At 60.8% G+C, this 24875-nt stretch carries 24 protein-coding genes and 1 tRNA gene; 8 read left to right on the top strand and 17 right to left on the bottom strand.

Annotated features, from left to right (window positions below; genetic code table 11):
• Positions 1-118 precede the first annotated feature (118 nt).
• The gene (locus LIS66_RS00970; protein WP_227973421.1) at positions 119-1189 is read right to left on the bottom strand and encodes a fatty acid desaturase; all 1071 of its coding nucleotides are present in this window, start codon (positions 1187-1189) and stop codon (positions 119-121) included.
• 100 nt (positions 1190-1289) lie between these two features.
• Here LIS66_RS00970 and LIS66_RS00965 point away from each other — a divergent pair, with 100 nt between their 5' ends.
• Complete coding sequence (locus LIS66_RS00965) at positions 1290-2294, top strand: AraC family transcriptional regulator (RefSeq protein ID WP_042610181.1); 1005 nt, start codon at positions 1290-1292, stop codon at positions 2292-2294.
• A 3-nt stretch (positions 2295-2297) separates the two neighbouring features.
• Here the strand turns inward: LIS66_RS00965 and LIS66_RS00960 are convergent, their stop codons facing one another.
• The 4 genes from LIS66_RS00960 to LIS66_RS00945 form a co-directional block, all read right to left on the bottom strand.
• Positions 2298-3521, bottom strand: a complete 1224-nt coding sequence (locus tag LIS66_RS00960) for a type II toxin-antitoxin system HipA family toxin (protein WP_227973420.1) — start codon at positions 3519-3521, stop codon at positions 2298-2300.
• The gene (locus LIS66_RS00955; protein ID WP_064361629.1) at positions 3514-3762 is read right to left on the bottom strand and encodes a helix-turn-helix domain-containing protein; all 249 of its coding nucleotides are present in this window, start codon (positions 3760-3762) and stop codon (positions 3514-3516) included. Before LIS66_RS00955 ends, LIS66_RS00960 begins: the two co-directional genes overlap by 8 nt.
• Positions 3763-3873: 111 nt before the next feature.
• Entirely contained in the window at positions 3874-5262 is a 1389-nt protein-coding gene (locus tag LIS66_RS00950) for a heavy metal sensor histidine kinase (RefSeq protein ID WP_227973419.1), read from the bottom strand.
• Complete coding sequence (locus LIS66_RS00945) at positions 5252-5932, bottom strand: heavy metal response regulator transcription factor (RefSeq protein ID WP_064361631.1); 681 nt, start codon at positions 5930-5932, stop codon at positions 5252-5254. Before LIS66_RS00945 ends, LIS66_RS00950 begins: the two co-directional genes overlap by 11 nt.
• Positions 5933-6068: 136 nt before the next feature.
• On the opposite strand from LIS66_RS00945, the gene LIS66_RS00940 reads away from it, so the two are divergent.
• Both LIS66_RS00940 and uraH read left to right on the top strand, forming a co-directional pair.
• The gene (locus LIS66_RS00940; protein ID WP_065615337.1) at positions 6069-6554 is read left to right on the top strand and encodes a GlcG/HbpS family heme-binding protein; all 486 of its coding nucleotides are present in this window, start codon (positions 6069-6071) and stop codon (positions 6552-6554) included.
• Between the two features lie 11 nt (positions 6555-6565).
• Entirely contained in the window at positions 6566-6976 is a 411-nt protein-coding gene (gene uraH / locus LIS66_RS00935) for a hydroxyisourate hydrolase (RefSeq protein WP_042610175.1), read from the top strand.
• 124 nt (positions 6977-7100) lie between these two features.
• On the opposite strand, the gene LIS66_RS00930 is transcribed toward uraH, so the two are convergent.
• Positions 7101-7778 (bottom strand): Crp/Fnr family transcriptional regulator, encoded by a 678-nt coding sequence (locus LIS66_RS00930; RefSeq protein WP_227973418.1) that lies wholly within the window; start codon positions 7776-7778, stop codon positions 7101-7103.
• Positions 7779-7862: 84 nt separating this feature from the next.
• Between LIS66_RS00930 and LIS66_RS00925 the strand changes: the two genes are divergently transcribed.
• Complete coding sequence (locus LIS66_RS00925; RefSeq protein ID WP_227973417.1) at positions 7863-8387, top strand: DUF962 domain-containing protein; 525 nt, start codon at positions 7863-7865, stop codon at positions 8385-8387.
• Between the two features lie 81 nt (positions 8388-8468).
• On the opposite strand, the gene LIS66_RS00920 is transcribed toward LIS66_RS00925, so the two are convergent.
• The 6 genes from LIS66_RS00920 to dibA all read right to left on the bottom strand — a co-directional run bounded on the left by LIS66_RS00920 (position 8469) and on the right by dibA (position 14819).
• Positions 8469-9458, bottom strand: a complete 990-nt coding sequence (locus LIS66_RS00920) for a sulfate/molybdate ABC transporter ATP-binding protein (protein WP_064361636.1) — start codon at positions 9456-9458, stop codon at positions 8469-8471.
• Positions 9459-9461: 3 nt separating this feature from the next.
• Entirely contained in the window at positions 9462-10334 is an 873-nt protein-coding gene (gene cysW / locus LIS66_RS00915; RefSeq protein ID WP_042610171.1) for a sulfate ABC transporter permease subunit CysW, read from the bottom strand.
• Between the two features lie 12 nt (positions 10335-10346).
• Positions 10347-11165: a sulfate ABC transporter permease subunit CysT gene (gene cysT / locus LIS66_RS00910; RefSeq protein WP_007952818.1), complete on the bottom strand. Its 819-nt coding sequence runs from the start codon at positions 11163-11165 to the stop codon at positions 10347-10349.
• 154 nt (positions 11166-11319) lie between these two features.
• Positions 11320-12333: a sulfate ABC transporter substrate-binding protein gene (locus LIS66_RS00905; protein ID WP_042610170.1), complete on the bottom strand. Its 1014-nt coding sequence runs from the start codon at positions 12331-12333 to the stop codon at positions 11320-11322.
• 146 nt (positions 12334-12479) lie between these two features.
• Positions 12480-12662, bottom strand: a complete 183-nt coding sequence (gene oscA, locus LIS66_RS00900; protein WP_007917682.1) for a sulfur starvation response protein OscA — start codon at positions 12660-12662, stop codon at positions 12480-12482.
• Positions 12663-12899: 237 nt separating this feature from the next.
• The gene (gene dibA / locus LIS66_RS00895; RefSeq protein ID WP_042610169.1) at positions 12900-14819 is read right to left on the bottom strand and encodes a phosphodiesterase DibA; all 1920 of its coding nucleotides are present in this window, start codon (positions 14817-14819) and stop codon (positions 12900-12902) included.
• A 147-nt stretch (positions 14820-14966) separates the two neighbouring features.
• Here dibA and desA point away from each other — a divergent pair, with 147 nt between their 5' ends.
• Positions 14967-16151 (top strand): delta-9 fatty acid desaturase DesA, encoded by a 1185-nt coding sequence (desA, locus tag LIS66_RS00890; protein ID WP_042610168.1) that lies wholly within the window; start codon positions 14967-14969, stop codon positions 16149-16151.
• A gap of 210 nt (positions 16152-16361) precedes the next feature.
• Entirely contained in the window at positions 16362-17351 is a 990-nt protein-coding gene (locus LIS66_RS00885; protein WP_042610167.1) for a GGDEF domain-containing protein, read from the top strand.
• Between the two features lie 133 nt (positions 17352-17484).
• On the opposite strand, the gene LIS66_RS00880 is transcribed toward LIS66_RS00885, so the two are convergent.
• The 3 genes from LIS66_RS00880 to gabD form a co-directional block, all read right to left on the bottom strand.
• On the bottom strand, positions 17485-18696 hold the full coding sequence (locus LIS66_RS00880) for a response regulator (protein WP_042610166.1): 1212 nt from the start codon (positions 18694-18696) through the stop codon (positions 17485-17487).
• Positions 18697-18830: 134 nt separating this feature from the next.
• Entirely contained in the window at positions 18831-20108 is a 1278-nt protein-coding gene (gene gabT, locus LIS66_RS00875) for a 4-aminobutyrate--2-oxoglutarate transaminase (protein ID WP_016772251.1), read from the bottom strand.
• 184 nt (positions 20109-20292) lie between these two features.
• The gene (gene gabD / locus LIS66_RS00870) at positions 20293-21735 is read right to left on the bottom strand and encodes an NADP-dependent succinate-semialdehyde dehydrogenase (RefSeq protein ID WP_227973416.1); all 1443 of its coding nucleotides are present in this window, start codon (positions 21733-21735) and stop codon (positions 20293-20295) included.
• Between the two features lie 433 nt (positions 21736-22168).
• On the opposite strand from gabD, the gene LIS66_RS00865 reads away from it, so the two are divergent.
• Positions 22169-22245 (top strand) — tRNA-Arg (locus tag LIS66_RS00865).
• A gap of 77 nt (positions 22246-22322) precedes the next feature.
• Here LIS66_RS00865 and LIS66_RS00860 read toward each other — a convergent pair.
• Both LIS66_RS00860 and LIS66_RS00855 read right to left on the bottom strand, forming a co-directional pair.
• The gene (locus tag LIS66_RS00860) at positions 22323-22592 is read right to left on the bottom strand and encodes a hypothetical protein (protein WP_177330582.1); all 270 of its coding nucleotides are present in this window, start codon (positions 22590-22592) and stop codon (positions 22323-22325) included.
• A 46-nt stretch (positions 22593-22638) separates the two neighbouring features.
• Positions 22639-23199, bottom strand: a complete 561-nt coding sequence (locus tag LIS66_RS00855; protein WP_227973415.1) for a YbhB/YbcL family Raf kinase inhibitor-like protein — start codon at positions 23197-23199, stop codon at positions 22639-22641.
• Between the two features lie 139 nt (positions 23200-23338).
• Here LIS66_RS00855 and LIS66_RS00850 point away from each other — a divergent pair, with 139 nt between their 5' ends.
• Entirely contained in the window at positions 23339-24862 is a 1524-nt protein-coding gene (locus LIS66_RS00850) for an FAD-dependent oxidoreductase (RefSeq protein WP_227973414.1), read from the top strand.
• Positions 24863-24875: the final 13 nt, after the last annotated feature.

The raw sequence follows: 24875 nt of genomic DNA, 5'->3' as shown, positions 1-24875 counted from the left end.
AGATCTTCATGCTTTTCAAACCCGAGTTCGGCACGGAATTTCAGGTCGATGTATCAAGCCTAAACACCTCGATCAGTCCCCTCTCCCCCCGGGAGAGGGCTAGGGTGAGGGGCATCTGTCAGGCCTCCACCACTTCCCCGGACACCACCTCTTCGTCCCTGCGCACAAACCGGTTCGCCCGGCCAAACGTGCCGAAATCATTGAAACGCACGCCCATCTCGCGCATTACCTTATGCGCCACCGGCACCGTCATCTGGCGAATGTAAAACGGCTCCTTCACCACGAAATGATGAATCCCGTGACTGCTGCCGAAGTTGAAGCAAAACGCCTGCAACGGCCACAGCCACCACGGGTTCAGCACCTGACATTGCTGCAGCACATTGCCCGGTTCGACGTCACCGTAGTAATGCATGTTCGAGCTGATGAAATGCAGGCAAAAAGTGCGCAGCACGTTCGGGCCGATGATCACCACGGCGGCAATATCGATCACCTGCATTACCGAAAGCGTGGTGGCCGACCACTCGATTGGCGAGCCCAGCCAATAGGCGATGCCGTTCGCCGCATGAAAGCCGAGAAACACATACCACGCGCCCCAGTGCAGCAGCGCCAGCGGTGCGTAGACCTTGAGCACGCGTTTGCCGATGCTCAGCTTGTGCGCCCAGGTTTTGGCCCGCAGCAGGCGGATGCACGCCGACATGAGGTTGTCGCCCACCATCAACAGGCGCGCAAAACCCCACGGCTCGCCGTTGGTGATCGCACGCTCTTCCATGTCGGCTTCGGTGCCGGACACCTTGTGGTGGTTGAGGTGCAGATGACGGCGGATCCACGGGTTGATCGTGCTCGGCCGCGCCAGCCAGACCAGGCCCATCATCAGGTTGTGCGGCACGCGCTGCTTGCGGAAATACATGCTGTGGATCAGGTCGTGCTCAAGCTCATGGGTCAGCGAGGCGAAAAAACCATTGAGCAGCAGGCACACCCACCAGGCCATATGGCCGGTGATGTACAGCGCCGCTGATCCAATCATCCCGGCCAGCGCGAACACCAGAATCCCCACGCCCAGAGCATCCTGATGCTGGAGAATCGGGTAGCGCTCACGCAATTCCACACCTTTGGCCAGCACCACCTGGCGAATATGCGCCGAGCGCTGCGCCGCATTCAGTCGTTCAGGGCTTGCAGAAGTACCGTCCATGCTTCCATCCTCCGGTCTAAGATGTGTGCATCGTGCCTCGCCGGGGCTTGAACCGCGCTAGCCAAGAACGCCAACCTGTTGACCGGACGCGCCAATCAGCATGAAGGAACCGACCTCCCTCGCCAGCTGGACCCGTGCCCTGCGCAAGCAACTCGACGCGCTGGGTCTGGACAGCCTCGCCCTGTGCCAGCAGGCCGGGCTCGACCCGACGCTGATGGACGACCCTAACGCGCGTTATCCGCTGTCCGGCACCACGCGTTTGTGGGCACTCGCGGTTGAGGCCAGCGGCGATCCGGCGCTGGGCTTGCGCGTGTCGCGCTTCGTCAGCCCGACCACGTTCCACGCGCTCGGTTATGCACTGGTGGCCAGCGGCAGTTTGCGCGAGGTGTTCGAGCGCATCGTGCGTTATCACCCGGTGGTCAGCGATGCGCTGGAGCTGGAACTGAGCCGCCGCGAAGACCGCTATCAATTCCGCCTGAAAATCCCCTCAGGCAACCCGGCCCCGGCCTTCGAAGCCATCGACGCCTTCGCGGCGATCTACGTGCGCACCTGCCGCAATCGTCTCGGCCGTGACTATGCACCGCTGGCGGTGTACTTGCGCCGCCCGGAACCGCACGACGCCCAGCAATGGCACAAAGTCCTCCGCGCGCCAGTGTATTTTTCCGCCGCCGAAGACCGCCTGGAGTTCGCCCTCAGCGACTTCGACAGCCACCTCGATGACGCCAACCCGGAACTGGCCGAACACAACGAAGCCGTACTCAAACGCACCCTCGCCCAGCTCAAACCGCTGACCTGGGAACGCAAAGTGCGCGATGCCATTGAAGAACAATTGCCCGAAGGCGAACCGAGCGCCGAACGCATCGCCCAGGCCTTGCACCTGAGCCTGCGCAGCCTGCAACGGCATCTTGCCGACGAAGGCTGTCGCTTCGACACCCTGCTCAACGAAAGCCGTGAAAACCTCGCGCTGTTGCACCTGCGCGATCCACAGTGTTCGTTGAGTGAAGTCAGCTATCTGCTGGGCTTCGCCGACACCAGCAGCTTCAGCCGCGCGTTCAAGCGCTGGACGGGGATGACCCCGGGGCAGTTTCGGGATCAGTTGCGCTGAGTTTCAACTGTTGCGCAGGCTGCGCGCCAGACCGGCCGACCATTGTTCGATCATTGCAGCGCCCACCTCTGCGAAGGCAGGATGATTTGCGCTGTACTCCGCCATTTCGCCCAGCGCTTGCTGTACACCCTGCGCGACCATTTGCAGTAACTGGTTGCAACGCGCTTCACTTAGATTGCAGGCCGTACGACCAAACTTGGTAAGCATTTTATGCTTGGGCCACCCCTTCGAACCGCCCAACAGCAGTGCCATACTATCGCTCTTGATGTACACCGACGTGGTGATGATGTCGTACGCCGGAGCCAGCCTGACCAATGCGCGCTCGCCACAATCCTCATAGAGCACGCCAAAGTTTTTCAGGTGGGCATCGCCGTTTTTCAATGCCGCCGATAAAGCGACAATCTTGAAGAAAGCTTCCAGTGCGTGCTTGAGTAATGAGGGCGAAACAAACGCCTTGATCTGCCGTGCGACTCCTTCGTAAGAGCCATCGTATTTGGCCTTCGACGGCCAGCCGTTGAGCACGCAAAAGTCTTCGAAACCGAGGTATCCGGTGTCACTCAAGTCAAAACGCTCGATGACGAGAAATTTGCCATGCTCGCTGAGTTCGAAATGCGGCACGTCGAGGCCACAAAGTTGCGCAGCGCGCAGGCAGAAATATTCGTTGGTTGCCAGCTCGGGATACTCTTCGGCACGGAAGGCTTTGACCAGATGAGTCGAGCCTCGGTGCGTCAGTCGGTCTATTGCAGCGGCACTATCACGCACCAATACTTTGGGCTGCACGCCTGAAACCCCGGAATACTGCCCGTAAGTCTGCAAAAGATCCTCGAACAAACCATGCGCACCGTCATGAACCAACAACTCAGCGAGCGAGGTTTCAGGTGGACGATCAGTTGTCGATGCGCTCGCGATCGAAAGACGCCCGAGTTGATGCGGGCCGACGATACTTAGTAAAGCGAAGTCATCGAAGCCGCGCACGGCTTTGCTGAAACGCCGGACCAACTCATCGCGCAACGCACCTTCAGGAAGATTCATCTCGAATATCGGATGAATGCCGCGTTCACAACCATAACTTTCCAGGCGTGTCGGCATGGTCAGCGAAACGGCATTTTCATCAATCGCATCGTCCCGATAGCTGAACACGCTGTCGACATCTGCGTGCCCGCGCCCCAATCTTCCAACCTCATGGCCGCCGACGCAGACCTGCAAGCGGTCCAATGCCTCAACCATGGAAGTTCACCTTGCGCAGCGTGTCGAGTGTCGGCCGTCGAGAGGCGCGGGGGATTGCGGCCAATTCGTAGCCGAATCCGTTAAGAATCGCTTCGACTTTACGCAGACCGATTTCCGAGATTGTGTTGTTTTCAATCCCCGAGATTGTTGCGCGACTCATGCCGTATTGCTGCGCCAAAGCTTGCTGGGACAGCTTTTCAGCCTTACGCAAGCTTCTGATCAACTCGCCAATTTTTTCCATCACCGCCCCAAATGCATTGTTTACAATGCAAATCCACCAAAAAAATTTAATTGCATCATCAACAATGCAATTAAATGAGCTTAGCGTAGATGGTCAGCCATCGCTAACGTCTTAACACCGCCCCTCAAACCCCAACTCAAACACCGTCCCCGCCACATCACTACTCACCCGCACCTGCCCGCCATGCAACTGCATGATCGACTGCACTATCGCCAGCCCCAACCCGCCCGAATCCCCCGGTTCGGCTCGCGAAGGGTCGACGCGATAAAAGCGATCGAACAGTTTGCCCAGATGCTCAGGCGGGATGATCGGGCCGTGGTTGTGTACTTGCAGCCAGCACATACCCGGTTCATCCCGGCGTTGCAGGCTGATCAGGGTGCCGGGGTCGGCGTGACGCACAGCGTTGGCCAACAGGTTGCCGAGGGCGCGTTGCAGCAGTTGCTGGTCGGCGGGCAATTCGCCGTGCATGCGGTTTTGCAGTTGGAGGTCGCGGTCATCGGCCAGGGCTTCGAAGTAATCGCAGAGCTCGTCGCCGACGCTGCGCAAGTCCAGTGTTTGCAGGTTGAGCGCGCGTTCGGCCTGTTCGGCGCGGGCGAGAAACATCAGGTTCTCGGCCATGCGCTTGAGCCGTTCAAACTCTTCCATGTTCGAGGCCAGCACGTCCTGATATTCCGCCGTGCTGCGCGGATGGTTCAAAGCCTGGCCGTTGCTGGCCAGCAAGGTGTGCAACGGCGTGCGGATTTCGTGGGCGAGGTCGGCAGAGAACTGCGACAGACGCTGCACACTGTCGTCCAGCCGCGCCAGCATGGCGTTGAGCGCGTGCACCGGCTCGCGCAATTCGGTCGGCGTGCCGTCGGTCGGCAGGCGCCGATCGAGGCTGCGCAGATCGATGTTGCGCACCGCTTCGCTCAACTGATGCAACGGTTGCAGCCCCCGACGCAGCAACAACAGGCCCAGCGCAAAGGCGAGCAATGCGCCGAGGCCGACAGCCAGATACAGGCGCAGGCGATAACTGCCGAGCATCTGCTCGCGCTCGCTGAGCACTTTGCCGGCGATCACCGTCAGGGTTTCACCGTTGGGGCCTTGGGCCTGACCGGACAGCAATGCCAGTTCGGCACCGTCGCTGGCCTGCCAGGTGAGCACGTCGCGGCGTTGCGGCAGTTGTTCTCGCGCTAATGCATTGAGCGCTGGCAATTCGCGCTGACGCGGGTTGATCGCGATCACGCTGGAGCCGTCGGCGCGGCGCACCAGCAGCAGGCTGTCGAGATTGCCGAGCATGTTCTGGTACAGCCGCGGCCGTGCCTGCAAAGCGTCAAGACTGTCGCTGTCGGCGAGCAAGGCGCGCACTTGTTCCAGGCGGCCAAGCAAGGCCATGTCGTCACGAAAGGCCAGCTCCGAGGCCAGCGAGCGGTAGAGAAAAACGCCGATTGCGCTGAGTACCAGCGCGCAGACCACGGCGAAGGCCAGCGCCAGACGCCAGGCGATCGATCTACTCCACATCGTCCGGCGCTTCCAGTTGATAACCGACGCCACGCACGGTGTGGATAAGTTTCGGCATGTACGGGTCGTCGACCTTGGCGCGCAAGCGTCGGACTGCGACTTCGACCATGTTGGTGTCGCTGTCGAAATTCAGGTTCCACACCTGCGAAGCGATCAGCGTGCGCGACAGCACTTCGCCCTGGCGGCTGGCGAGCAACTGCAGCAAGGCAAACTCTTTGTTGGTCAGGGCAATGCGTTGGCCGCCGCGACTGACCCGGCGGCGCAACACGTCGATCTCCAGATCAGCGATGTTGTACGACTCGGCTTCGCGCATCGGCCCGCGTCGCAGCAGTGTGCGCACCCGCGCGAGCAATTCGGCGAAGGCGAAGGGTTTGAGCAGGTAATCATCGGCACCCAGCTCAAGACCACGCACGCGGTCTTCGATGGCGTCCTTGGCGGTGAGAAACAGCACCGGTGTGGCGCCGCGCTGGCGGATCAGTTGCAGCAATTGCCAGCCGTTGAGACCGGGCAGCATCACGTCGAGGATGATCAGGTCATATGCCTGCTGCTCGATAAAATAGCGGCCGTCGAGACCATTGAGCGCCACATCCACGGCAAAACCCGACTCGCCCAGGCCCTTGGCGAGGAAATTGGCGGTTTTGGCTTCATCTTCTACGACCAGCAAACGCATGGCACACCTCGATTGTTCAGGCACACAGGCTAGGCGTGTTCGGCGTCGTTGCCCATTACAAACTTGTAATCCGCCTGACGGGGTTCTGACGAAGTGCGCCGGTTAAGGTGCAGACATCCCCATTCGGAGCCTGCCCATGACCGTCAAATACCTTGTCGCCAGCCTGATCCTCGGCCTCAGCGGCGCCGCGAGCGCCACACCGGAACTGCCGCGCCACGCCGACCTCGATCTGAAAACCGCACGCTGGCTGGCCGACAAGGCGATGAGCAGCTGCACCGGCACGGTGTCGGTGCTCGACCGTGGCGGCAACCTGTTGGTGACGCTGCGTGGTGACGGCGTCGGCCCGCATAACACCGCCGCCAGTCAGCGCAAGGCCTACACCGCGCTGTCGACCAAGACCCCGACGCGGCTCTTCGCCGAGCGCGCCCGCAGCAACGCGGAAACCGCCAACCTCAACACCCTCGACGAATTGCTCTTGCTCGGCGGCGGCATTCCGCTGTTCGCCGGCAGCGAACTGGTCGGCGCCATGGGCGTGGCCGGTTCTGGCGGCGGTGAGCAAGACGAAAACTGCGCCCTCGCCGCCGCCGACAAAGCCGGCCTGACCATCACCCGTTCCCACTAAGGAGATCCACCATGACCACCCTGCGCATGACCCTCGCCGCCCTCGGCCTGAGCGCTGTTTCCAGCCTGGCGCTGGCCGCCGGCAACCCGCTGAGCGTGCACGTGCTCAACCTGGAAAACGGCCTGCCATCACCGGGCATCAACGTCACCCTGGAAAAACACGTCGGCGAAAACTGGCAGCCACTGGCCCAAGGCACCACCAACGAGCAAGGGCGGATCGCCGAACTGTTCCCGGCCAAACAGCCATTCGAGGCCGGTGAATACCGCGTGGTGTTCAAGACCGGGGAGTACTACCAGAAGATCAAGCACGAAACGTTCTTCCCGGAAATTCCGGTGATCTTCCAGGTCAAGCAGACCGATCAGCACTACCACATCCCGCTGCTGCTGAGCCCGTACGGCTTCTCGACCTATCGCGGTTCGTAATCCAAACGTAGATCCCCTGTAGGAGTGAGCCTGCTCGCGATAGCAATCTGTCAGTTGATTCATGTGTGACTGACATACCGCTATCGCGAGCAGGCTCACTCCTACAATGGTTCGGTGTGAAATCTCAGATCGTGGCCAAGGCCCGCAATCGCGCGCTATCGAGGATTTCGATCTCGCCGTAAGCCAGACCGATAATCCCCTGCCCCTGCAAGTCCTTGAGGATCTGATTGGTAGTCTGCCGCGACAGCGACAGCATCGCCGCCAACTGCTCCTGCGGCAGTTGCAGCGTCCGGCGTGGTGCGTCGAGTTCGCCGTAGCCTTCGGCGATCATCAACAAGCGATGAGCCAAGCGCGCCGGGGCCGGCAGCAGGCTCAGTTGTTCAAGATTGATAAAGGCCAGGCGCAATTTGTGGCTCATCAGCAGCGCCAGATGCCGCCAGTACTGCGGCTGTTCGTCGAGCAGTTTGAGCAGCGCCGCCTGCGGAATATTCAGCAAGGTGCATGCCCCGACGGCATAGGCATCATGGGTGCGTGGCTGACCGTCAAACAGACAGATTTCGCCGAACCAGTGCGGCGCCTCCACCAGACTCAACAACGCCTCCTTGCCCTGCTCGCTGACTGCGCCGATGCGCACCGCGCCATCGAGCACCGCGTACAGACCGCACGGCGCATCGCCGCGCTGGAACAGCCGCTGCCCCGCGGTCAGCCGCCGCTCTCGGGCCAACGCCAGCAGACTATCCTGAAAGGACAGCGGCAGATGACTGAACCACTGGCCGTTGAGCAACCGTGCACGAATTTGCATAACCACTCCTGGAGTGTCGCCTGCCCGACAGAGCGAGCGCCGATCCCGAGGGATGATGCATTCAACCCCACTGGAGGAACAACAATGAAAAGCCTCGTCGACCACCTCAGTCAATACGCCGCCTACCACCGCGACCCGCGCAACATCGTCAGCCACTTTATCGGCATACCGCTGATCGTGGTGGCGGTCGCGGTTCTGCTGTCTCGGCCGGAGTGGTCGCTGGGCGGGTTGTGGGTATCTCCCGCCGTTGTCGTGGCGCTGGCGTCGGCGTGGTTCTACCTGCGTCTGGAGTTACAGCTCGGCGTGTTGATGACGCTGCTGATGGGCCTGTCGGTGTGGATCGGACATGCACTGGCGCAGCAAAGCATCCTGGTCTGGCTGAGCAGCGGCCTGGCGATGTTCGTGATCGGCTGGGTGATCCAGTTTGTCGGGCATCACTATGAAGGGCGCAAACCGGCGTTTGTCGATGACATCAGCGGGCTGATTGTCGGGCCATTGTTTGTCGTGGCCGAGGTGGCGTTTCTGTTGGGGATGCGCCAGGAGTTGAAAGCGCAGATCGAGGCGCGGGCGGGGGTGGTGCGGGTCAATCCGAATCGTGCGGCTGTTTAGACCGCTTTCGCGAGCAGGCTCGCTCCCACAGAAAAACGCATTCCAATTGTGGGAGCGAGCCTGCTCGCGAAGCTTTTGCTTTTAGAGGTTAGCGACTTTCTGCCAGACCTTCGGTTTGAAGAACAAGGTTTCACCCTTGGCCAGGCCGATCAGGCTGTCGTGGTCTTTCACCACCTCGGCTTCGATCAGATCAGTCTGCCCTTCGACCTTCAGCGTCACCCGCGTCGTCGCGCCCAGTGGGCGGATATCGCGCACTTCAGCGGCATGGTGATCTTCCAGCTCATGCCTGGACAACGACACTTCATGCGGGCGGAACAGCACATGGTTGTCGTCGCTCAGCAGCAAGCGGTTCGAGTCGCCAAGGAAGTGATAGACGAAATCACTGGCCGGGTTTTCGTAGACGTCGCCCGGTGAGCCGATCTGCTCGATCACGCCCTTGTTCATCACCACGATACGGTCGGCGACTTCCATTGCTTCTTCCTGGTCGTGGGTCACGAACACCGAAGTCAGGTTGATGTCTTCGTGCAGCCGCGCCAGCCAGCGCCGCAGTTCCTTGCGCACCTTGGCGTCGAGGGCGCCGAACGGTTCATCGAGCAGCAATACTTTCGGCTCGACCGCCAGGGCACGGGCCAGGGCGATACGCTGACGCTGACCACCGGACAATTGCTCAGGATAACGATCCGACAGCCAGTCCAGTTGCACCATGTTCAGCAGTTCGTGGACCTTGGCCGCGATCTGGCTTTCGCTCGGGCGCTGGTTTTTCGGCTTCATGCGCAGGCCGAACGCGACGTTGTCGAACACCGTCATGTGGCGGAACAACGCGTAATGCTGAAACACGAAACCGACGTTGCGATCCCGCACATCGTGGCCGGAAACGTCTTCGCCGTGAAAGACGATGTTGCCCTGATCCGGGGTTTCCAGACCGGCAATAATGCGCAGCAAGGTGGTTTTGCCGCAGCCCGAAGGGCCCAGCAGCGCGACCAGCTCACCGCTCTGGATATCCAGGCTGATGTTGTCCAGCGCTTTGAACGCATTGAAATTCTTGCTGACGTTACGCACTTCGATCGACATGAATTATTCCTCCGCGGCGCTGGCGCGCAGGCGGTTGATACGGTTTTCGCTCCACTGCTTGAGCAGCAGGATGAAGAGCGCCAGGATCAGCAACAGGCTCGCCACGGCGAACGCGGCCACGTGGTTGTATTCGTTGTAGAGGATCTCGACGTGCAGCGGCAAGGTGTTGGTCACCCCGCGAATGTGCCCGGACACCACCGACACCGCACCGAACTCACCCATGGCCCGCGCAGTACACAGCACCACACCATAAATCAGACCCCACTTGATGTTGGGTACGGTGACGTGCCAGAACATCTGCCAGCCATTGGCACCGAGCAGGCGCGCGGCCTCCTCTTCCTGGGTGCCTTGCTCCTGCATCAGCGGGATCAGTTCACGAGCCACGAACGGCACGGTGACGAAAATCGTCGCCAGGACAATGCCCGGCAAGGCGAAGACGATCTGGATGTCGTGATCCTGCAGCCACGGCCCGAACAGGCCCTGCGCACCGAACATCAGCACGTAGACCAGACCGGCGATCACCGGCGACACCGAGAACGGCAGGTCGATCAGCGTGACCAGCATGCTCTTGCCACGGAACGAGTATTTGCTCACGCACCACGCCGCGCTGACGCCGAACACCAGGTTCAGCGGCACCGAGATCAGCACGGCGATCACCGTCAGTTTCAGCGCCGACAGCGCGTCCGGTTCAAAAATCGCGGTGAAGAACGCGCCAAGGCCATTCTTCAAACCCTGCGATACAACGATGAACAGCGGCAGCAGCAGAAACAGGAAAAAGATCAGCCAGCCAAGACCGATCAGGATTATGCGCGAGGTCGCACTGCCACGCCGCGCAGCGTTGGCCGAGGACGCGGCCGCAATAGACGATTGGGACATGTTCGCGCCTCCTTATGGGGTTTCGATGCGCCGCTGCAGCAAGTTGATCAGCAGCAACAGGACGAAGGAAACCACCAGCATCAGCACGCCGATGGAGGTGGCACCGGTGTAATCGTACTGGTCGAGTTTGACCATGATCAGCAGCGGCAGGATTTCGGTTTTCATGGGCATGTTGCCGGCGATGAAGATCACCGAACCGTACTCGCCGACACCCCGAGCGAACGCCAGAGCGAAACCGGTCAGCCAGGCCGGCAACAGCGCCGGCAGCAGAATGTGGCGGAACACCTGTAATGGTTTAGCACCGAGGCAGGCAGCCGCCTCTTCGACTTCACGGGGAATATCGGCCAGCACCGGCTGCACCGTGCGCACCACGAAAGGCAGGGTCACGAAAGTCAGGGCAAGGGTGATGCCCAGCGGCGTGTAGGCGATCTTGAAGCCGAGGTCGGCGGCGAACTGGCCGACCAGACCGGTCGGCGTGTACAGCGCCGTCAGCGCGATGCCGGCCACGGCGGTGGGCAGGGCGAACGGCAGATCGATCATCGCGTCGATCACCTTGCGCCCGGGGAAGGTGTAGCGCACCAGCACCCAGGCCAGCAACGTACCGATGATGCCGTTGATGATCGCCGCACACAGCGCGGTACCGAAGCTCAGCTTCAACGCCGCCAGCACACGCGGTGCGGAAATGATCGTCCAGAACTGATCCCAGGTCAGCTGGGCGGCATGGACGAACATCGCCGCCAGCGGGATAAGCACAATCAGGCTGAGGTACACCAAGGTGTAACCCAGCGTCAGCCCGAAGCCGGGTATGACGGGGGAGATACGACGCGACATAAAAGTCCCTGGTTGAAAACGCATCAATGTGGGAGCGAGCCGGCTCGCGAAGAGGGAGTATCAGTCAACATCCCTGTCGCTGATAGACCGCCTTCGCGAGCAGGCTCGCTCCCACATGGTTTGTGCCTGAACTTCAGGCTCGTTTCGAGTGAGATTACTGCGCCTGATAAATCTGGTCGAACACGCCACCGTCGTTGAAGAATTTCGGCTGCGCGGATTTCCAGCCGCCGAAGTCCTTGTCGATGGTCACCAGCTCCAGTTTCGGGAACTGCTGGGCATATTTGGCCGCTACGTCCTTGTCACGTGGACGATAGAAGTTCTTCGCGGCGATTTCCTGGCCGGCCGGGCTGTACAGGTGCTTGAGATAGGCTTCGGCGATCTGCGCGTTGCCCTTCTTCTCGGCATTCTTGTCGACCACGGCCACTGGCGGTTCGGCGAGGATCGACAGCGAAGGTACGACGATGTCGAACTTGTCGGCGCCGCCGTCTTCTTTCAGCGCCAGGAACGCTTCGTTTTCCCAGGCCAGCAACACGTCGCCCTGACCGTTGTTGACGAAGGTGATGGTCGAACCACGGGCGCCGGTGTCGAGGATCGGCACGTGCTTGAACAGGGTTTGCACGTATTCCTTGGCCTTGGCTTCATCACCGCCGTTGGCTTTCAGGCCATAGGCCCACGCCGCGAGGAAGTTCCAGCGCGCACCGCCCGAGGTTTTCGGGTTCGGCGTGATCACCGAGACGTCATTCTTGACCAGATCGCCCCAGTCCTTGATGCCTTTCGGGTTGCCCTTGCGCACCAGGAACACGATGGTCGAGGTGTACGGCGTGCTCGCTTCCGGCAGACGCTTCTGCCAGTCCGCGGGCAGGCTCTTGCCGAGCTTGGCAATTTCATCGATGTCGCCGGCCAGGGCCAGGGTCACCACGTCAGCACGCAGACCGTCGATCACCGCACGACCCTGCTTGCCCGAACCACCATGGGATTGCTGGATTTTCACCGTGTCGCCAGCATGATCCTTCTGCCAGAACTTGATGAATTCGGCGTTGTATTCCTGATACAGCTCGCGCGTCGGGTCATACGACACGTTGAGCAGTTCGTAATCCTTGGCAACGGCGGAACCGGCAAACACGGCACTGGCCAGCGCGGCCAAAGCGTAACGGCGAATCGACGACATGGGTGAAAGCTCCTGGAATTCTTGGTGGTGGCTTTTTCTTATGTATTGCTGGAATCGGGTCCCGTTGAAAGATCGCCGCCTTCGCCAGCTCCTGCACACAGCCCCCTGTAGAAGCTGCCGAAGGCTGCGATCTTTTGATCTCAAGCTCAGCCCGGTTGTTTACCGGGTTGCTGCAAACGGAATTTCTCTTTGCGTTCGATCTGTACGACTTGCGCGTTGTGCACAGTGATCTCCACCGCGCCGAACCGCAGATCGCGCAGGGCGCTCTGGATTTCACGCAAGATGGTGCTTTCGTCCTGACCGTCAACGCTGCGAAGGGATGCGCTCATGGTGCTGCTCCTTTGAAGGGATTTTGCCTGGCAGTGGGCGGCACTGCGTTCGGCGTGAGAGCAATATAAGAGAGGCACGGATATTCTTAAAAAGACTATTTAAGAATGTTTATATAACCAGAAATGTTTGTCTGCCCGCACAAGGGGTTGCAGCCTGTAAAAGCAAAAGATCACAGCTTGCATCAGCTCCTGCACCGATCCCCGTAGGAGCTGCCGAAGGCTGCGATCTTTTGATCTTTAACTAATCAGTGGAGCACGCTCCCAATCAATTTCCGCCGCAGAAATTGGTCGCCCAAACCAATACCCCTGCCCCAGATCACACGCCTGCTCAAGCAAAAACGCCGCCTGCTCAACCTCCTCGATCCCCTCGGCATGCACCTGCATTCCCATGCTCCGCGCCAGCGCGATGATCACCCGGACAATCGCCACGTCATCCTCGTCCCAGGGCAACCCGGCAACGAAACCCTGATCGATCTTGAGTTTCTGCACCGGCAGGCGCTTGAGCCGCAGCAGCGAAGAATAGCCGGTGCCGAAATCATCAATGGCCAGGCGCACACCCAGTTCACGCAACCGATGCATTTGCTCCAGCGCCACTTCTGGATCGTCCATTACCGCGCTTTCGGTGACTTCCAGTTCCAGATGGGCCGGATCCAGCCCGGTGTCGTGCAGCACCTGCGCCACCTGCTGGTAAAGCTCACGCCGGGCAAACAGCCGCGACGAGACATTCACCGCGACGAACGACAGCACCACGCCGCTTTGCTGCCATTGGCACATCTGTCGACAAGCCTGCTGCATCACCCAGGCATCGATGTCGGCGATCAGACCGGTGCGCTCGGCAATCGGAATGAATTCTGCCGGTGACACCAGGCCGCGCTGCGGATGCTGCCAGCGCACCAGTGCCTCGACGCCGATCAGACGGCTGCTTTGCAGGTCGTGCACCGGCTGGTAATAGACACGCAATTCCTGCTGCTCCAATGCCCGGCGCAGTTCGAAGGCGATTTCGACCCGTTGCTGGGCGTGCGCGGTCAGCTCTTCGGTGTACAGCGCGTAGCCGTTGCGCCCGCTGCTTTTGGCTTTGAACAGCGCGCTGTCGGCGTTGCGCAGCAACTGCTCGGCGCTCAAGGCATCGCTGGGAAACAGGCTGATGCCGATGCTGGCGTTGATAAACAGTTGATTGCCGTCAATCAGCATCGGCTCCTTCAACGCGTCCAGAATCCGTTGTGCCAATGCCGCCGCCTGCGCGGGCTGTGGAGAACTTTCCGCGAGCACGGCGAATTCATCACCGCCCAGCCGTGCCAGGGTGATGCCGGGGCCGGACAGCTCCTGCAAACGCGTCGCCACCATTTTGAGCAACCGATCACCGACGTTATGCCCGAGGCTGTCATTGATCATCTTGAAATGGTCCAGATCGAGCAGCAGCAGCGCGCAGCCACGCTTGTGCGTCTGCGCCGACGCCAGCGCCTGCTCGGCGCGATCACTGAACAGCAGGCGATTGGGCAGATCGGTCAACGGATCGTGATGCGCCAGGTGTTTGAGCTCGGACTCGGAATCCTTGATCGCACTGATGTCGGAGAACACCGCCACATAATGGCTGAGCCGACCGAAATCATCGTGAATCACCCGGATCGTCTGCCACTGTGGATAAATCTCGCCGCTCTTGCGCCGGTTCCAGATCTCGCCGCTCCATTCACCTTCGGCCTCGAGTGTGGCGAACATCGCCTGATAGAACCCCGGCGGATGGTGGCCGGACTTGAACAGACTGGGCTGCTGGCCGATCACCTCGTCGCGCCGATAACCGGTGATCTCGATGAAAGCCCGGTTGACGTGGACGATCGAGCCTCGATGGTCGGTGACCAGTACACCTTCGCGGGTGCAGTCGAACACGGCGGCCGCCTGACGCAGGCGCTCGCGGTCGGTATGCCGCTCACGCAAGCGCGCGCCGATGCCGAGAAACCGACACAGACGCGCCCGCGCGAGAAAAATCACCCCGGCGCTGACCGCTGCCAGCAGATAACCGTTGATCAGTTGCCAATGGGCCCGCTCACCGGAGTCATCGAAGAATTTGCTTAATAAATGATCAGAAACCTGCAGCCACACGGCGGCCAGTAACAGGTAGAGCAGCGCTGCACGCAAGGCATCGCGGTAAGTCGCAGACATTCGGTCGTCCATGTCCCTACAAAAAGGTTGGAATTATAGGTCAAGAAACATTCAGCGACTTCTTATCTGAAAGGGCGACTGGTTTTATCTGTGTGCTTAGTGATAATGCAACGGCTGTTTTTATCTTTATCGAGGGCCCTATAGCCTATGTGGTACGAAGGTTTTCTTGGCTTGTCGGCTTGGTCACTGGTCGCGGTCACCCTGCTGATGACCCATGTGACGATTGTTGCCGTCACGGTCTATCTGCACCGTTACTCGGCCCACCGCTCGCTCGAGCTGAATGCGGGTCTGAAGCACTTTTTCCGATTCTGGCTGTGGCTGACCACGGCGCAGAACACCCGCGAGTGGACCGCCATCCACCGCAAACACCACGCCAAATGCGAAACCGAAGATGACCCGCACAGCCCGGTGATCAAGGGCCTGTCCACGGTACTGCGCACCGGTGCCGAGCTGTACCGCAGCGAAGCACAGAACCCGGAAACCCTGCGCATCTACGGCAAGAACTGCCCGGAAGACTGGATCGAACGCAACCTGTACAGCCGCTATCCATTACTGGGCGTGGCGATCATGGGCGTGATCGACCTGCTGCTGTTCGGCACCATCGGCATCACCATCTGGGCAATCCAGATGATGTGGATTCCGGTGTGGGCCGCAGGTGTCATCAACGGCCTGGGCCACGCCGTCGGCTATCGCAATTTCGAATGCCGTGATGCGGCGACCAATCTGGTGCCCTGGGGCATCCTGATCGGCGGTGAAGAACTGCACAACAACCATCACACCTATCCCAACTCGGCCAAGCTGTCGGTGAAGAAATGGGAATTCGACCTCGGCTGGGCGTGGATCAAGGTCTTCTGCTTCCTGCGTCTGGCCAAGGTGCAGCGGGTCGCACCCATCGCCCACCGCGTTGAAGGCAAGGGCAGCCTCGACATGGACACTGCCATGGCGATCCTCAACAACCGCTTCCAGATCATGGCCCAGTACCGCAAATTGGTGATCGGCCCGCTGGTCAAGCAGGAGCTGGCCAAGGTCGATCACTCGGTGCGCCACCAGTTCCACCGGGCCAAACGCCTGCTGTCTCGGGAAACCAGCCTGCTGGAAGACCGTCATCACCTGCGCATCCAGACCATGCTGGAACACAGCCAGGCGCTGAAAGTCATTTACGAAAAACGCCTGGCCCTGCAGCAGATCTGGGTCAAGACCAGTTCCAATGGCCACGACATGCTCGCTGCCATCAAGGAATGGATTCACGAGGCCGAGGCCAGTGGCATCCAGTCGTTGCGTGATTTTGCCGATCAGCTGAAAACCTACTCGCTGCGTCCTGCGGCGGTTTGATCCGGCACTGGCTGCGATCTTCTGATTCTTAAGATCAAGAGATCGCAGCCTCGTTGCACTCGTCAGCTCCTACAGCTCGCCGCCTGGCGGGACTCGGTAATGGCCGGGAACTTCGCCGAAAATCCTCTATCTCAAAGACACTTCGCCATCCCGGCGGGTTGTCCTGTGGCCGTTGTCGACATTGCGGCGCGCCCTTTGAGATCTGTGCCGATGGTCAACAACAACCAGAAAGACACATCCTTCACCCAATGGCCCGAGGCCGCGCAAACGTTGATGGCGCTGATGCACGCGCAAGGCGAAGTCGCGCGCCTGAGCGAACGCGAACAGTTGATCAGTTCCCTGCTGGTCAGCGTCAACGCCGTGCTCTGGGCTTTCAACTGGGAAACACGTCAGGTGCTGTATGTCAGCCCGGCGTACGAACGGATTTTCGGCCGCTCCGCAGCACTGTTGCTGGCTGACTACAACCAGTGGCGTGACAGCATTTATCCCGATGATCTCGAGTACGCCGAACAGAGCCTCGCCGAAGTCCTGCACCGAGGTGCGGTGGAAGATCGCGAGTACCGCATCATCGCCGCCGACGGCCAGGTGCGCTGGATCAGCGACAAATGCTTCATCAATCGGCAGGACGAGCCCGGTCAACCGGTGATCATCGTCGGCATCGCCGAAGACATCACTGACAAGAAAAACATGGAAACCGAGCTGCAACGCTTGGCCACCACCGATGTGCTGACGCAGAGCAGCAACCGCCGCCACTTCTTCGAATGTGCCCACCGCGAGTTCGCCGAGGCCCGCCGCCACGGCACACCGCTGGCCTTCCTGCTGCTGGACATCGACGATTTCAAAGTGATTAACGACAGCTACGGCCACCCCGAAGGCGACAACGTGCTGCAACGGATCGCCGAGTGCGGGCGTGGATCATTGCGTCGTGGCGACCTGTTCGGGCGGATTGGCGGTGAGGAGTTCGCTGCGGTGTTCCCCGGCTGTGCGCCGGAGATGGCCGTGCAAGTGGCGGAGCGACTGCAGCAGGAAATCCAGCGGCTGCGCTTCAACCACGACGGTCAGCCGTTCAGCATCACCGTGAGCCAGGGCCTGACCAATCTCACCGACGAAGACAAGAGCCTCGACAACCTGTTCGCCCGCGCGGATGCCGCGATGTACGAGGCGAAGCGGCAGGGCAAGAACCGGATTATTGCGGCCTGACCCGGTCTCATATTCAACACATCCCCCTGTAGGAGTGAGCCTGCTCGCGATCGCGGAGTGTCAGACGAAACTTTAATAACTGACACTCCGCTATCGCGAGCAGGCTCACTCCTACAGGGTTTATGTAAGCCGGTTATTTGCGCATCCGCATCAACTCCGGCAAGCCGATCTTCAGCAACCGCGCCGTCCTGCTCTTCGCCAGTTCCTCGACGCCTTCATGCTCGGTCAGCCGCGCCATCTGCGCCGCCATGTTCATCACCAGCGCCTCGCGACTGTAAACGCCACCACCGAGCTGGTAGACCGAAGCAATCAACTCGCGCAACTCCAGCGGCAGCCGCCAGCGAGTTCTCAATGCCGAGCCGTAGGAAGCGGCAAACTTCGCCAACGCTTCACCGACCTCTTCCAGCTCGTCCAGCTCGCCGCCGGCCTGTTGCCATTCCTGCAAGCAGCGCAGCAGCGCCAGATCGCCGAGTCGATGCAGCATGCCCGCGCAATAGCAGCGTTCCTGATCCAGATCGAGCAAGCGCGCCAGCGTGCGGGCATATTCCGCCGTGTGCAGTGACAGCCCCCAGTAGCGCTCGGCGTAATCTGCCAGGCATGCATTGCTGAGCCGGGCGCTGCGTTTGAGCGCCAGCCCGAGTATCAGGTTCATGCTTTGCCCGGTGCCGAGTCGATGCAGCGCCTGCGCCAGGGTCTGCACTGGCGCGCCATGGTGCTGCGCAGCACTGTTGGCGGCCGCGATCAGCACCGCGGTGATCTGGGGATCGGTGCGAACCTCTTCCTCCAGCAGTTTCAGGTCCAGCCCTTCGGGATTGAGGCTTCGCTTGACCGCCACTTGCACGTCGGTCATCAGCGGCGCGCCATCGGCCTGCTCGCGACGCCGTTCCAGAAACACTGACAGGGTCATGCCCGGCGCCAGTGCCGGCACTTCGCAGACCACGGCTTCGCCGGCGTTAAGCAGCAAACCCTGCAAGCGCTCGGTCAGGCCGTCCATGTTCAACGGTTTGGTCAGGTACGCGGTCGGCGCCAGCGGAATCGCTTCGCGCACGCTGGCGCTGTCGTTGCGGCTGCTCATCAGAATGAACGGCAGTGGCGGATTGCGTTTGCGCTGACGAACGCTGCGCAGCACATGCAGTCCATCGATTCCGGGCAGCTCCCAATCGACGATGGCCAGGTCATACGGCACCTCGCCAAGCAACGACAGCGCTTGCTGGCCGTCGGCGCACAGATCCAGGCGCGCATCGCAGCGCACGTTGAGCAGTACTTGTTTAAGCAGGTCGCGAGACCAGGGATCGGCCTCGGCAATCAACACCCGGGGTACGGCGGGTAAATCAACGGCAGTCATGCGCGCTCTCCTTGCAATGCCTGAACCTTAGCCAATGCCGGACATTCGTTACAGCGCAAACGCGGCCGATGTGTTTCAACGGGCGTAAAAAAACCCGCCGAAGCGGGTTTTTGTCGAGCAGGTCACACCATCGATCAGAGTTCGGAGAAGCACTCTTCGATGATCGCCAGACCCTTGTCCAGTTGCTCGTCCGGCGAGGTCAGCGGGACCAGCACGCGCAGCACGTTACCGTAAGTGCCGCAGGACAGCAGGATCAGGCCCTTGTCACGCGCCTTGGCGACAACTGCCGCTACAGCGGTCGGGTTTGGCTTGTGGCTGTCGCCGTTTTCGAACAGCTCGACCGCGATCATCGCGCCCAGCGCGCGCACTTCACCGATCACCGGGTACTTGGCCTGAATGGCCTTCAGGCCGGTGACCAGACGCTCGCCGACAGCCTTGCAGCGGTCCAGCAGTTGCTCTTCTTCGAACACTTCCATCACGGCCAGCGCAGCGGCGCAAGCGATCGGGCTACCAGCGTAGGTGCCGCCCAGGCCACCCGGGGCGATGGCGTCCATGTACTCGGCCTTGCCGCACACGCCGGCCAGCGGGAAACCGCCAGCGATGGACTTGGCGAAGGTGGTCAGGTCGGCGGCAACGCCCATCTGTTCCATGGCGAAGAAAGTGCCGGTACGGCCAGCGCCGGTCTGCACTTCGTCAGCGATCAGCAGAATGCCGTGCTGGTCGCACAGCGCGCGCAGACGCTTCATGAACTCTTTCGGCGCGACGTAGAAACCACCCTCACCCTGAACAGGTTCGATGATGATCGCGGCGATGTCTTTCGGCTCGGCGTCGTTCTTGAAGATGCGCTCGATGGAGGCGATCGAGTCGTCGATGCTCACACCGTGCAGTTCGTTCGGGTACAGCGCGCGGAAGATGCCGCCTGGCATCAGGCCCATGCCAGCGGAGTACGGCACGACTTTACCGGTCAGGCCCAGGGTCATCATGGTGCGACCGTGGTAAGCGCCGGTGAACGCGATCACGCCAGCGCGGCCGGTGGCGGCACGGGCGATCTTCACGGCGTTTTCCACCGCTTCGGAACCGGTGGTCACCAGCAGGGTTTTCTTGGCGAAATCGCCTGGCACCTTGGCGTTGATTTTTTCGCACAGCTCAACGTACGGTTCGTAGGCCAGCACCTGGAAACAGGTGTGGGTCAGCTTGTTCAGCTGTTCGGTTACGGCAGCGATGATTTTCGGGTGCACGTGGCCGGTGTTCAGTACAGCAATGCCGCCAGCGAAGTCGATGAACTCACGACCTTCGACGTCGGTCACCGTTGCGTTCTTTGCCGATTCGGCGAAGATCGGGTGAATCTGGCCAACACCACGAGGTACGGCATTGGTGCGGCGGGCCATCAGTTCAGCGTTAGTCTTGCTCATTACAGTCCTCATTCGCCGCTCATCGGGCGGCGTGGTTCAAGGATGAAGCGGGAGGAATCGGCGGTGGCAGCATGCGATGATCGACTGCCACGGCGTTCCCGGCCGCAGAGAAAATTCCGTTTTGAAACGACACAAAGGACAGCGCTCTCGTGCCCTTTGCGTTTGCAGCGATCCCATTCCCGGCTTAGATGCCCAGGCAGAGGTATTTGATTTCCAGGTAATCTTCGATGCCGTACTTGGAACCTTCACGGCCCAGGCCGGAGGCCTTGATGCCGCCGAACGGCGCGACTTCGTTGGAGATCAGCCCGGTGTTGACGCCGACCATGCCGTATTCCAGCGCTTCGGCGACACGGAACACACGGCCGAGGTCGCGTGCGTAGAAATACGAGGCGAGACCGAATTCGGTGTCGTTGGACATGGCGATCACTTCCGCTTCGTCTTTGAAGCGGAACAGCGGCGCCAGCGGACCGAAGGTTTCTTCCTTGGCCACGGCCGCGTTTTTCGGCACGTTGGTGAGGATGGTCGGCTCGAAGAAGTTGCCTTCCATCGCCTTGCCGCCGGCCAGTACGGTCGCGCCTTTGCTCACGGCGTCAGCGATGTGCTCCTGAACCTTGGCCACGGCTTTTTCGTCGATCAGCGGGCCAGTGGTGGTGCCGTCTTCCAGACCGTTGCCGATTTTCAGTTTGGCCACAGCCACTTTCAGCTTCTCGGCGAACGCGTCGTAGACCGCGTCCTGAATGTACAGACGGTTGGCGCAGACGCAGGTCTGGCCGTTGTTGCGGTATTTGGAAATGATCGCGCCTTCGACGGCCTTATCCAGATCCGCATCGTCGAACACGATGAACGGCGCGTTGCCGCCCAGTTCCAGCGAGACTTTCTTGATGTCCTTGGCGCATTCGGCCATCAACTGGCGACCGATTTCGGTCGAGCCGGTGAAGGACAGTTTGCGCACGATCGGGTTGCTGGTCAGCTCGCTGCCGATATCGCCGGCGCTGCCGGAGACCACGCTGAACACACCCGCCGGAATGCCCGCGCGCTGAGCCAGTTCGGCCAGGGCGAACGCGGAGAAAGGGGTTTGCGAAGCAGGCTTGAGCACCATGGTGCAACCGGCGGCCAGCGCCGGGCCGGCCTTGCGAGTGATCATCGCCGCCGGGAAGTTCCACGGGGTGATCGCGGCAGTGACGCCAATCGGTTGCTTGATCACAATCAGGCGCTTGTCCGGCTGGTGGCCCGGAATCACGTCGCCGTAGATGCGCTTGGCTTCCTCGGCGAACCACTCGATGAACGAAGCGGCGTAAACGATTTCGCCCTTGGCTTCGGCCAGCGGCTTGCCCTGCTCGAGGGTCATCAGGCGCGCGAGATCGTCCTGATTCTCGATCATCAGCTCGAACCAGCGACGCAGCTTGCCGGCACGCTCCTTGGCGGTCAGTGCACGCCAGGCCGGCAGCGCCTTGTCGGCGGCATCGATGGCACGGCGAGTTTCTGCGGCGCCCATCTTCGGCACGGTGCCGAGGATCTCGCCGGTGGCCGGGTTGTTGACCTTGATCGTCTGACCGTTGTCCGCATCGACCCAAGCGCCATCGATGAAGGCTTGCTGGCGGAACAACTGGGTGTCTTTAAGCTGCATGTCGGCTTTCCTTAACAGCACCGCGGCCTGCGCGGAGCAAATTATGATTGTAGAAAGGCGCCTCGCAAGGCTGCCGTCAGGGAAATCAGTGAGCGGATTGTGGCGCATCGACAGTGCACGACCGGGCGCACCTGCGCTGCAACATCCCGTCAACGAGCGTTTGAAATCTCAAACGGATCGTAGGTTCAAAGGGGGTAAAGGACAATAGGTCGTTCGAAAAAAAGAACAAAAATGCCGCTTTTCAGATCAACGCACCGAAAATCCGTACTGCAGGAAAAACCTTAGATCAACCCCGGCAAAGCGCCAAGCGAGGGTTTTGCAGGACGTTACCGCTTTAAGGAATACCGCGATTTTGTGCTGACACGCACTCTGACAAAACCCGCCAAACCCGGCATGGACGCCCCGAGCCGACCTAGGTATGATGTCGCCCGCTGCACCAGTAGCTCAGCTGGATAGAGTACTGCCCTCCGAAGGCAGGGGTCGTGGGTTCGAATCCCGCCTGGTGCACCATGAATCAAGCGAGAAAGCCCCGGACTGTGATGGTCCGGGGCTTTTTTGTGGGTGATGACAAGATCGCTGGAACGCCGTCACTCCGTCGTCCAGTCAAACTCGTCATATTCATCGTCGTCATCTCCCTCCTCCTCCACCTCTTCAAACACCTCGTCTTCATCAACGAGGTCTTCCTCCGGCTGATTCAGCAGAAATTCCTTACGTGTCTCGGTTACTGCACGCCGCATTTGTTCGCCCTTCTCCGGGCAGTTGAGTAGCTGGGCGATGCGGTCGATTTTTGCTGCCACGGTGTCCTCCAGCGCATTGGCAATGGCTCGATAGTGCGCGTTTTCGCGGGGCAATGCCAAATGGCTGGGAAATCAGGGCAGTCAGCCGCCCGTAAGCGGCCGAGCCTCAGCGGTGATAACGCCGCACCGCGCTGCTGTTGCGCAGCACATGGCCTTTGATCTTGTCCATCAGCTCGGCGCGGGTCAGGCCGGCCGGCAAAGCGTCCGAGGCGAGGTCGAGCGCGTAGATCTGAATGATGTAGTGGTGCGCGCTGTCGCCCACTGGCGGGCATGGGCCCATGTAATGGGTGTTGCCTTTGCTGTTGGTGCCGCCGACGCCTTCGAGCGCGGATTTAGAGCCGACGCCGGCCGCGATCTGGTGGGTGGTGGGTTTGATCCCATAGTGAATCCAGTGATCGACGCCCAGGCCCTTCTGGCCGTCCGGGTCATGCATGACGATGGCGTAGCTCTGGGTTCCGGCCGGGCCGGCGTTCCAGCTCAGCGCCGGCGACTGGTTCTTGCCACCGCAGCCAGGCGCGTCGCTGGCGGCGGCCGAGGTGAACAAGCGGTTATCCGACACGCCCGGGATGCTCAGGGTGAAGCGCTCCTGGGCCTGCGCCGGGAACTGCACGCAAAGGGTCACGGCGATGGCCGCCAGCCATGGGTTGAGAGAGGTCAATCGGGTCATTCCGGGAGCACCTTGTGCAGTGAGGCCGTCGTCGGCCCGCAAACTATAGCTGTACCGTTCGTGCCTTGGCAGTAGCAAATGGCTGAACCTCCCGCGGCGGCCTCAACTCACAAGAGAAATGCCTGCGAGGAAGCTGAAGATGTCCCTGCACCGTGTCGCCCGTTTCGCCGATGTCCCGCAAGACCGTGGCCTGCAAGTCGAAATCGGCGACTGCAAGATCGTCCTGCTGCGTGTCAACGGAGAGTTGCGAGCGTTTCAGGGCCTGTGTCCACACGCCGGTGCGCCACTGGCAGAGGGTGCGTTGTGTCACGGCAGGTTGATCTGCCCTTGGCACAAAGCCGCGTACCGCGCCGAGGACGGCGGCCTTTGCGAGCCGCCGTCGCTGGACAGTCTCAAGCGCTTTCCGCTGGAGTTGCGCGGCGAGGAGATCTGGGTCGATGACCAGCCCCTGCCCGATCAGCACACCCCGCCGGCCGACGATCCAAGAACGTTCGTGGTGGTCGGCGCCGGCGCCGCAGGCACTGCATGCGCGGCGGCGTTGCGGGAGAAGGGTTTTGGCGGGCGCATCGTTATGGTCGACGGCGAACCGGATGCCGGCTACGACCGCACGGTGTTGAGCAAATTTGTTCTGTCCGGGGAGATGTCGCCGAAAGAGGTCCCGCCCCTGCGCGATGAAGCCTTCTATCAAGCACAACGCATCGAACGCGTACAAAGCGAAGTCAGCGCACTCGACGCTCCAGGCAAAACCCTTCATTTAAGCAATGGCGGAATCCTGCGCTACGACGCCGCGGTACTCGCGACGGGTGGCGCACCCAACCCGCTGAAACTAACCGGCGCTGAGCTGGCCAACGTCTTCGTCCTGCGTTCGAAAGCCCAGGCTGAACAGATCATCAACGCCGCTCAACCGGGCCAGCGCGCGGTGATCATCGGCGACAGTTTCATCGCCCTCGAATGCGCGTCAGCCCTGCGCGAGTACGGCCTCGACGTTACCGTGCTGGCGCGTCATGCGATCCCTTTCGCCAAGCAATTCGGCGAAGCGGTGGGCAAGGCGATTCGCGCGTTGCACGAAGAGCACGGGGTGAAGTTCATCAGCGAGCACGAGGCTACCGAGATCTTTGGCGAAGAGAAGGTCGAGGGCGTGTTGCTCGACAACGGCTTGCGCCTGGCGGCGGATTTGATCCTCGCTGGCGTCGGCGTCCACCCGGCTACCGAGGCCTTCGGCTCACTGTCCAAGGAAGATGATCAGTCTTTGCGCGTCGATGACGGCATGCGTGTCGGCGATGGTTTATGGGCCATCGGCGATATCGCCACGTTTCCGCTGAGCGGCCAGCCAACCCGGATCGAGCACTGGCGTTTGGCCCAGCAACACGCGCGCATTGCCGCCGCCAACATGCTCGGTGGCGAGGAGCATTATCTGGATGTGCCGTTCTTCTGGACGTACCACTTCGGCAAGAACTACGACTATCTCGGTCACGCTGCAGAATGGGACGAGGTCGAGTTCAACGGCGAGCCGGAAAAGCCGCCGTTCATTGGTCTGTTCGCGAAAAACGGCATCGTCGTCGCGGCGGTGGCCTGCGACAAGCAACGCGCGATGGCGCTGCTGGCCGAACGGATGAAACAACCTTTGCGGATGAAGGAGGCCTGGACGCTGATCCAGGCCTGATACCGGTCCGGTA

This window comes from Pseudomonas sp. HN2 (assembly GCF_020736465.1).
Lineage (GTDB): Bacteria > Pseudomonadota > Gammaproteobacteria > Pseudomonadales > Pseudomonadaceae > Aquipseudomonas > Aquipseudomonas moraviensis_A.
Note: the sequence above shows the minus strand (reverse complement) of the source record. Positions and strands in the feature narration are given on the sequence as shown.

Bases quoted from the DNA above. Each gene is read 5' to 3' on its own strand.
- uraH (WP_042610175.1), top strand. From the start codon at position 6,566: ATGACCACCCTGCGCATGACCCTCGCCGCCCTCGGCCTGAGCGCTGTT.
- LIS66_RS00905 (WP_042610170.1), bottom strand. From the start codon at position 12,333: ATGTCGTCGATTCGCCGTTACGCTTTGGCCGCGCTGGCCAGTGCCGTG.
- LIS66_RS00945 (WP_064361631.1), bottom strand. From the start codon at position 5,932: ATGCGTTTGCTGGTCGTAGAAGATGAAGCCAAAACCGCCAATTTCCTC.
- LIS66_RS00920 (WP_064361636.1), bottom strand. From the start codon at position 9,458: ATGTCGATCGAAGTGCGTAACGTCAGCAAGAATTTCAATGCGTTCAAA.
- LIS66_RS00885 (WP_042610167.1), top strand. From the start codon at position 16,362: ATGGTCAACAACAACCAGAAAGACACATCCTTCACCCAATGGCCCGAG.
- oscA (WP_007917682.1), bottom strand. From the start codon at position 12,662: ATGAGCGCATCCCTTCGCAGCGTTGACGGTCAGGACGAAAGCACCATC.
- LIS66_RS00925 (WP_227973417.1), top strand. From the start codon at position 7,863: ATGAAAAGCCTCGTCGACCACCTCAGTCAATACGCCGCCTACCACCGC.
- LIS66_RS00930 (WP_227973418.1), bottom strand. From the start codon at position 7,778: ATGCAAATTCGTGCACGGTTGCTCAACGGCCAGTGGTTCAGTCATCTG.
- gabT (WP_016772251.1), bottom strand. From the start codon at position 20,108: ATGAGCAAGACTAACGCTGAACTGATGGCCCGCCGCACCAATGCCGTA.
- dibA (WP_042610169.1), bottom strand. From the start codon at position 14,819: ATGTCTGCGACTTACCGCGATGCCTTGCGTGCAGCGCTGCTCTACCTG.
- LIS66_RS00880 (WP_042610166.1), bottom strand. From the start codon at position 18,696: ATGACTGCCGTTGATTTACCCGCCGTACCCCGGGTGTTGATTGCCGAG.
- LIS66_RS00855 (WP_227973415.1), bottom strand. From the start codon at position 23,199: ATGACCCGATTGACCTCTCTCAACCCATGGCTGGCGGCCATCGCCGTG.
- cysW (WP_042610171.1), bottom strand. From the start codon at position 10,334: ATGTCCCAATCGTCTATTGCGGCCGCGTCCTCGGCCAACGCTGCGCGG.
- LIS66_RS00850 (WP_227973414.1), top strand. From the start codon at position 23,339: ATGTCCCTGCACCGTGTCGCCCGTTTCGCCGATGTCCCGCAAGACCGT.
- cysT (WP_007952818.1), bottom strand. From the start codon at position 11,165: ATGTCGCGTCGTATCTCCCCCGTCATACCCGGCTTCGGGCTGACGCTG.
- LIS66_RS00965 (WP_042610181.1), top strand. From the start codon at position 1,290: ATGAAGGAACCGACCTCCCTCGCCAGCTGGACCCGTGCCCTGCGCAAG.
- desA (WP_042610168.1), top strand. From the start codon at position 14,967: ATGTGGTACGAAGGTTTTCTTGGCTTGTCGGCTTGGTCACTGGTCGCG.
- gabD (WP_227973416.1), bottom strand. From the start codon at position 21,735: ATGCAGCTTAAAGACACCCAGTTGTTCCGCCAGCAAGCCTTCATCGAT.
- LIS66_RS00960 (WP_227973420.1), bottom strand. From the start codon at position 3,521: ATGGTTGAGGCATTGGACCGCTTGCAGGTCTGCGTCGGCGGCCATGAG.
- LIS66_RS00955 (WP_064361629.1), bottom strand. From the start codon at position 3,762: ATGGAAAAAATTGGCGAGTTGATCAGAAGCTTGCGTAAGGCTGAAAAG.
- LIS66_RS00950 (WP_227973419.1), bottom strand. From the start codon at position 5,262: ATGTGGAGTAGATCGATCGCCTGGCGTCTGGCGCTGGCCTTCGCCGTG.
- LIS66_RS00970 (WP_227973421.1), bottom strand. From the start codon at position 1,189: ATGGACGGTACTTCTGCAAGCCCTGAACGACTGAATGCGGCGCAGCGC.
- LIS66_RS00940 (WP_065615337.1), top strand. From the start codon at position 6,069: ATGACCGTCAAATACCTTGTCGCCAGCCTGATCCTCGGCCTCAGCGGC.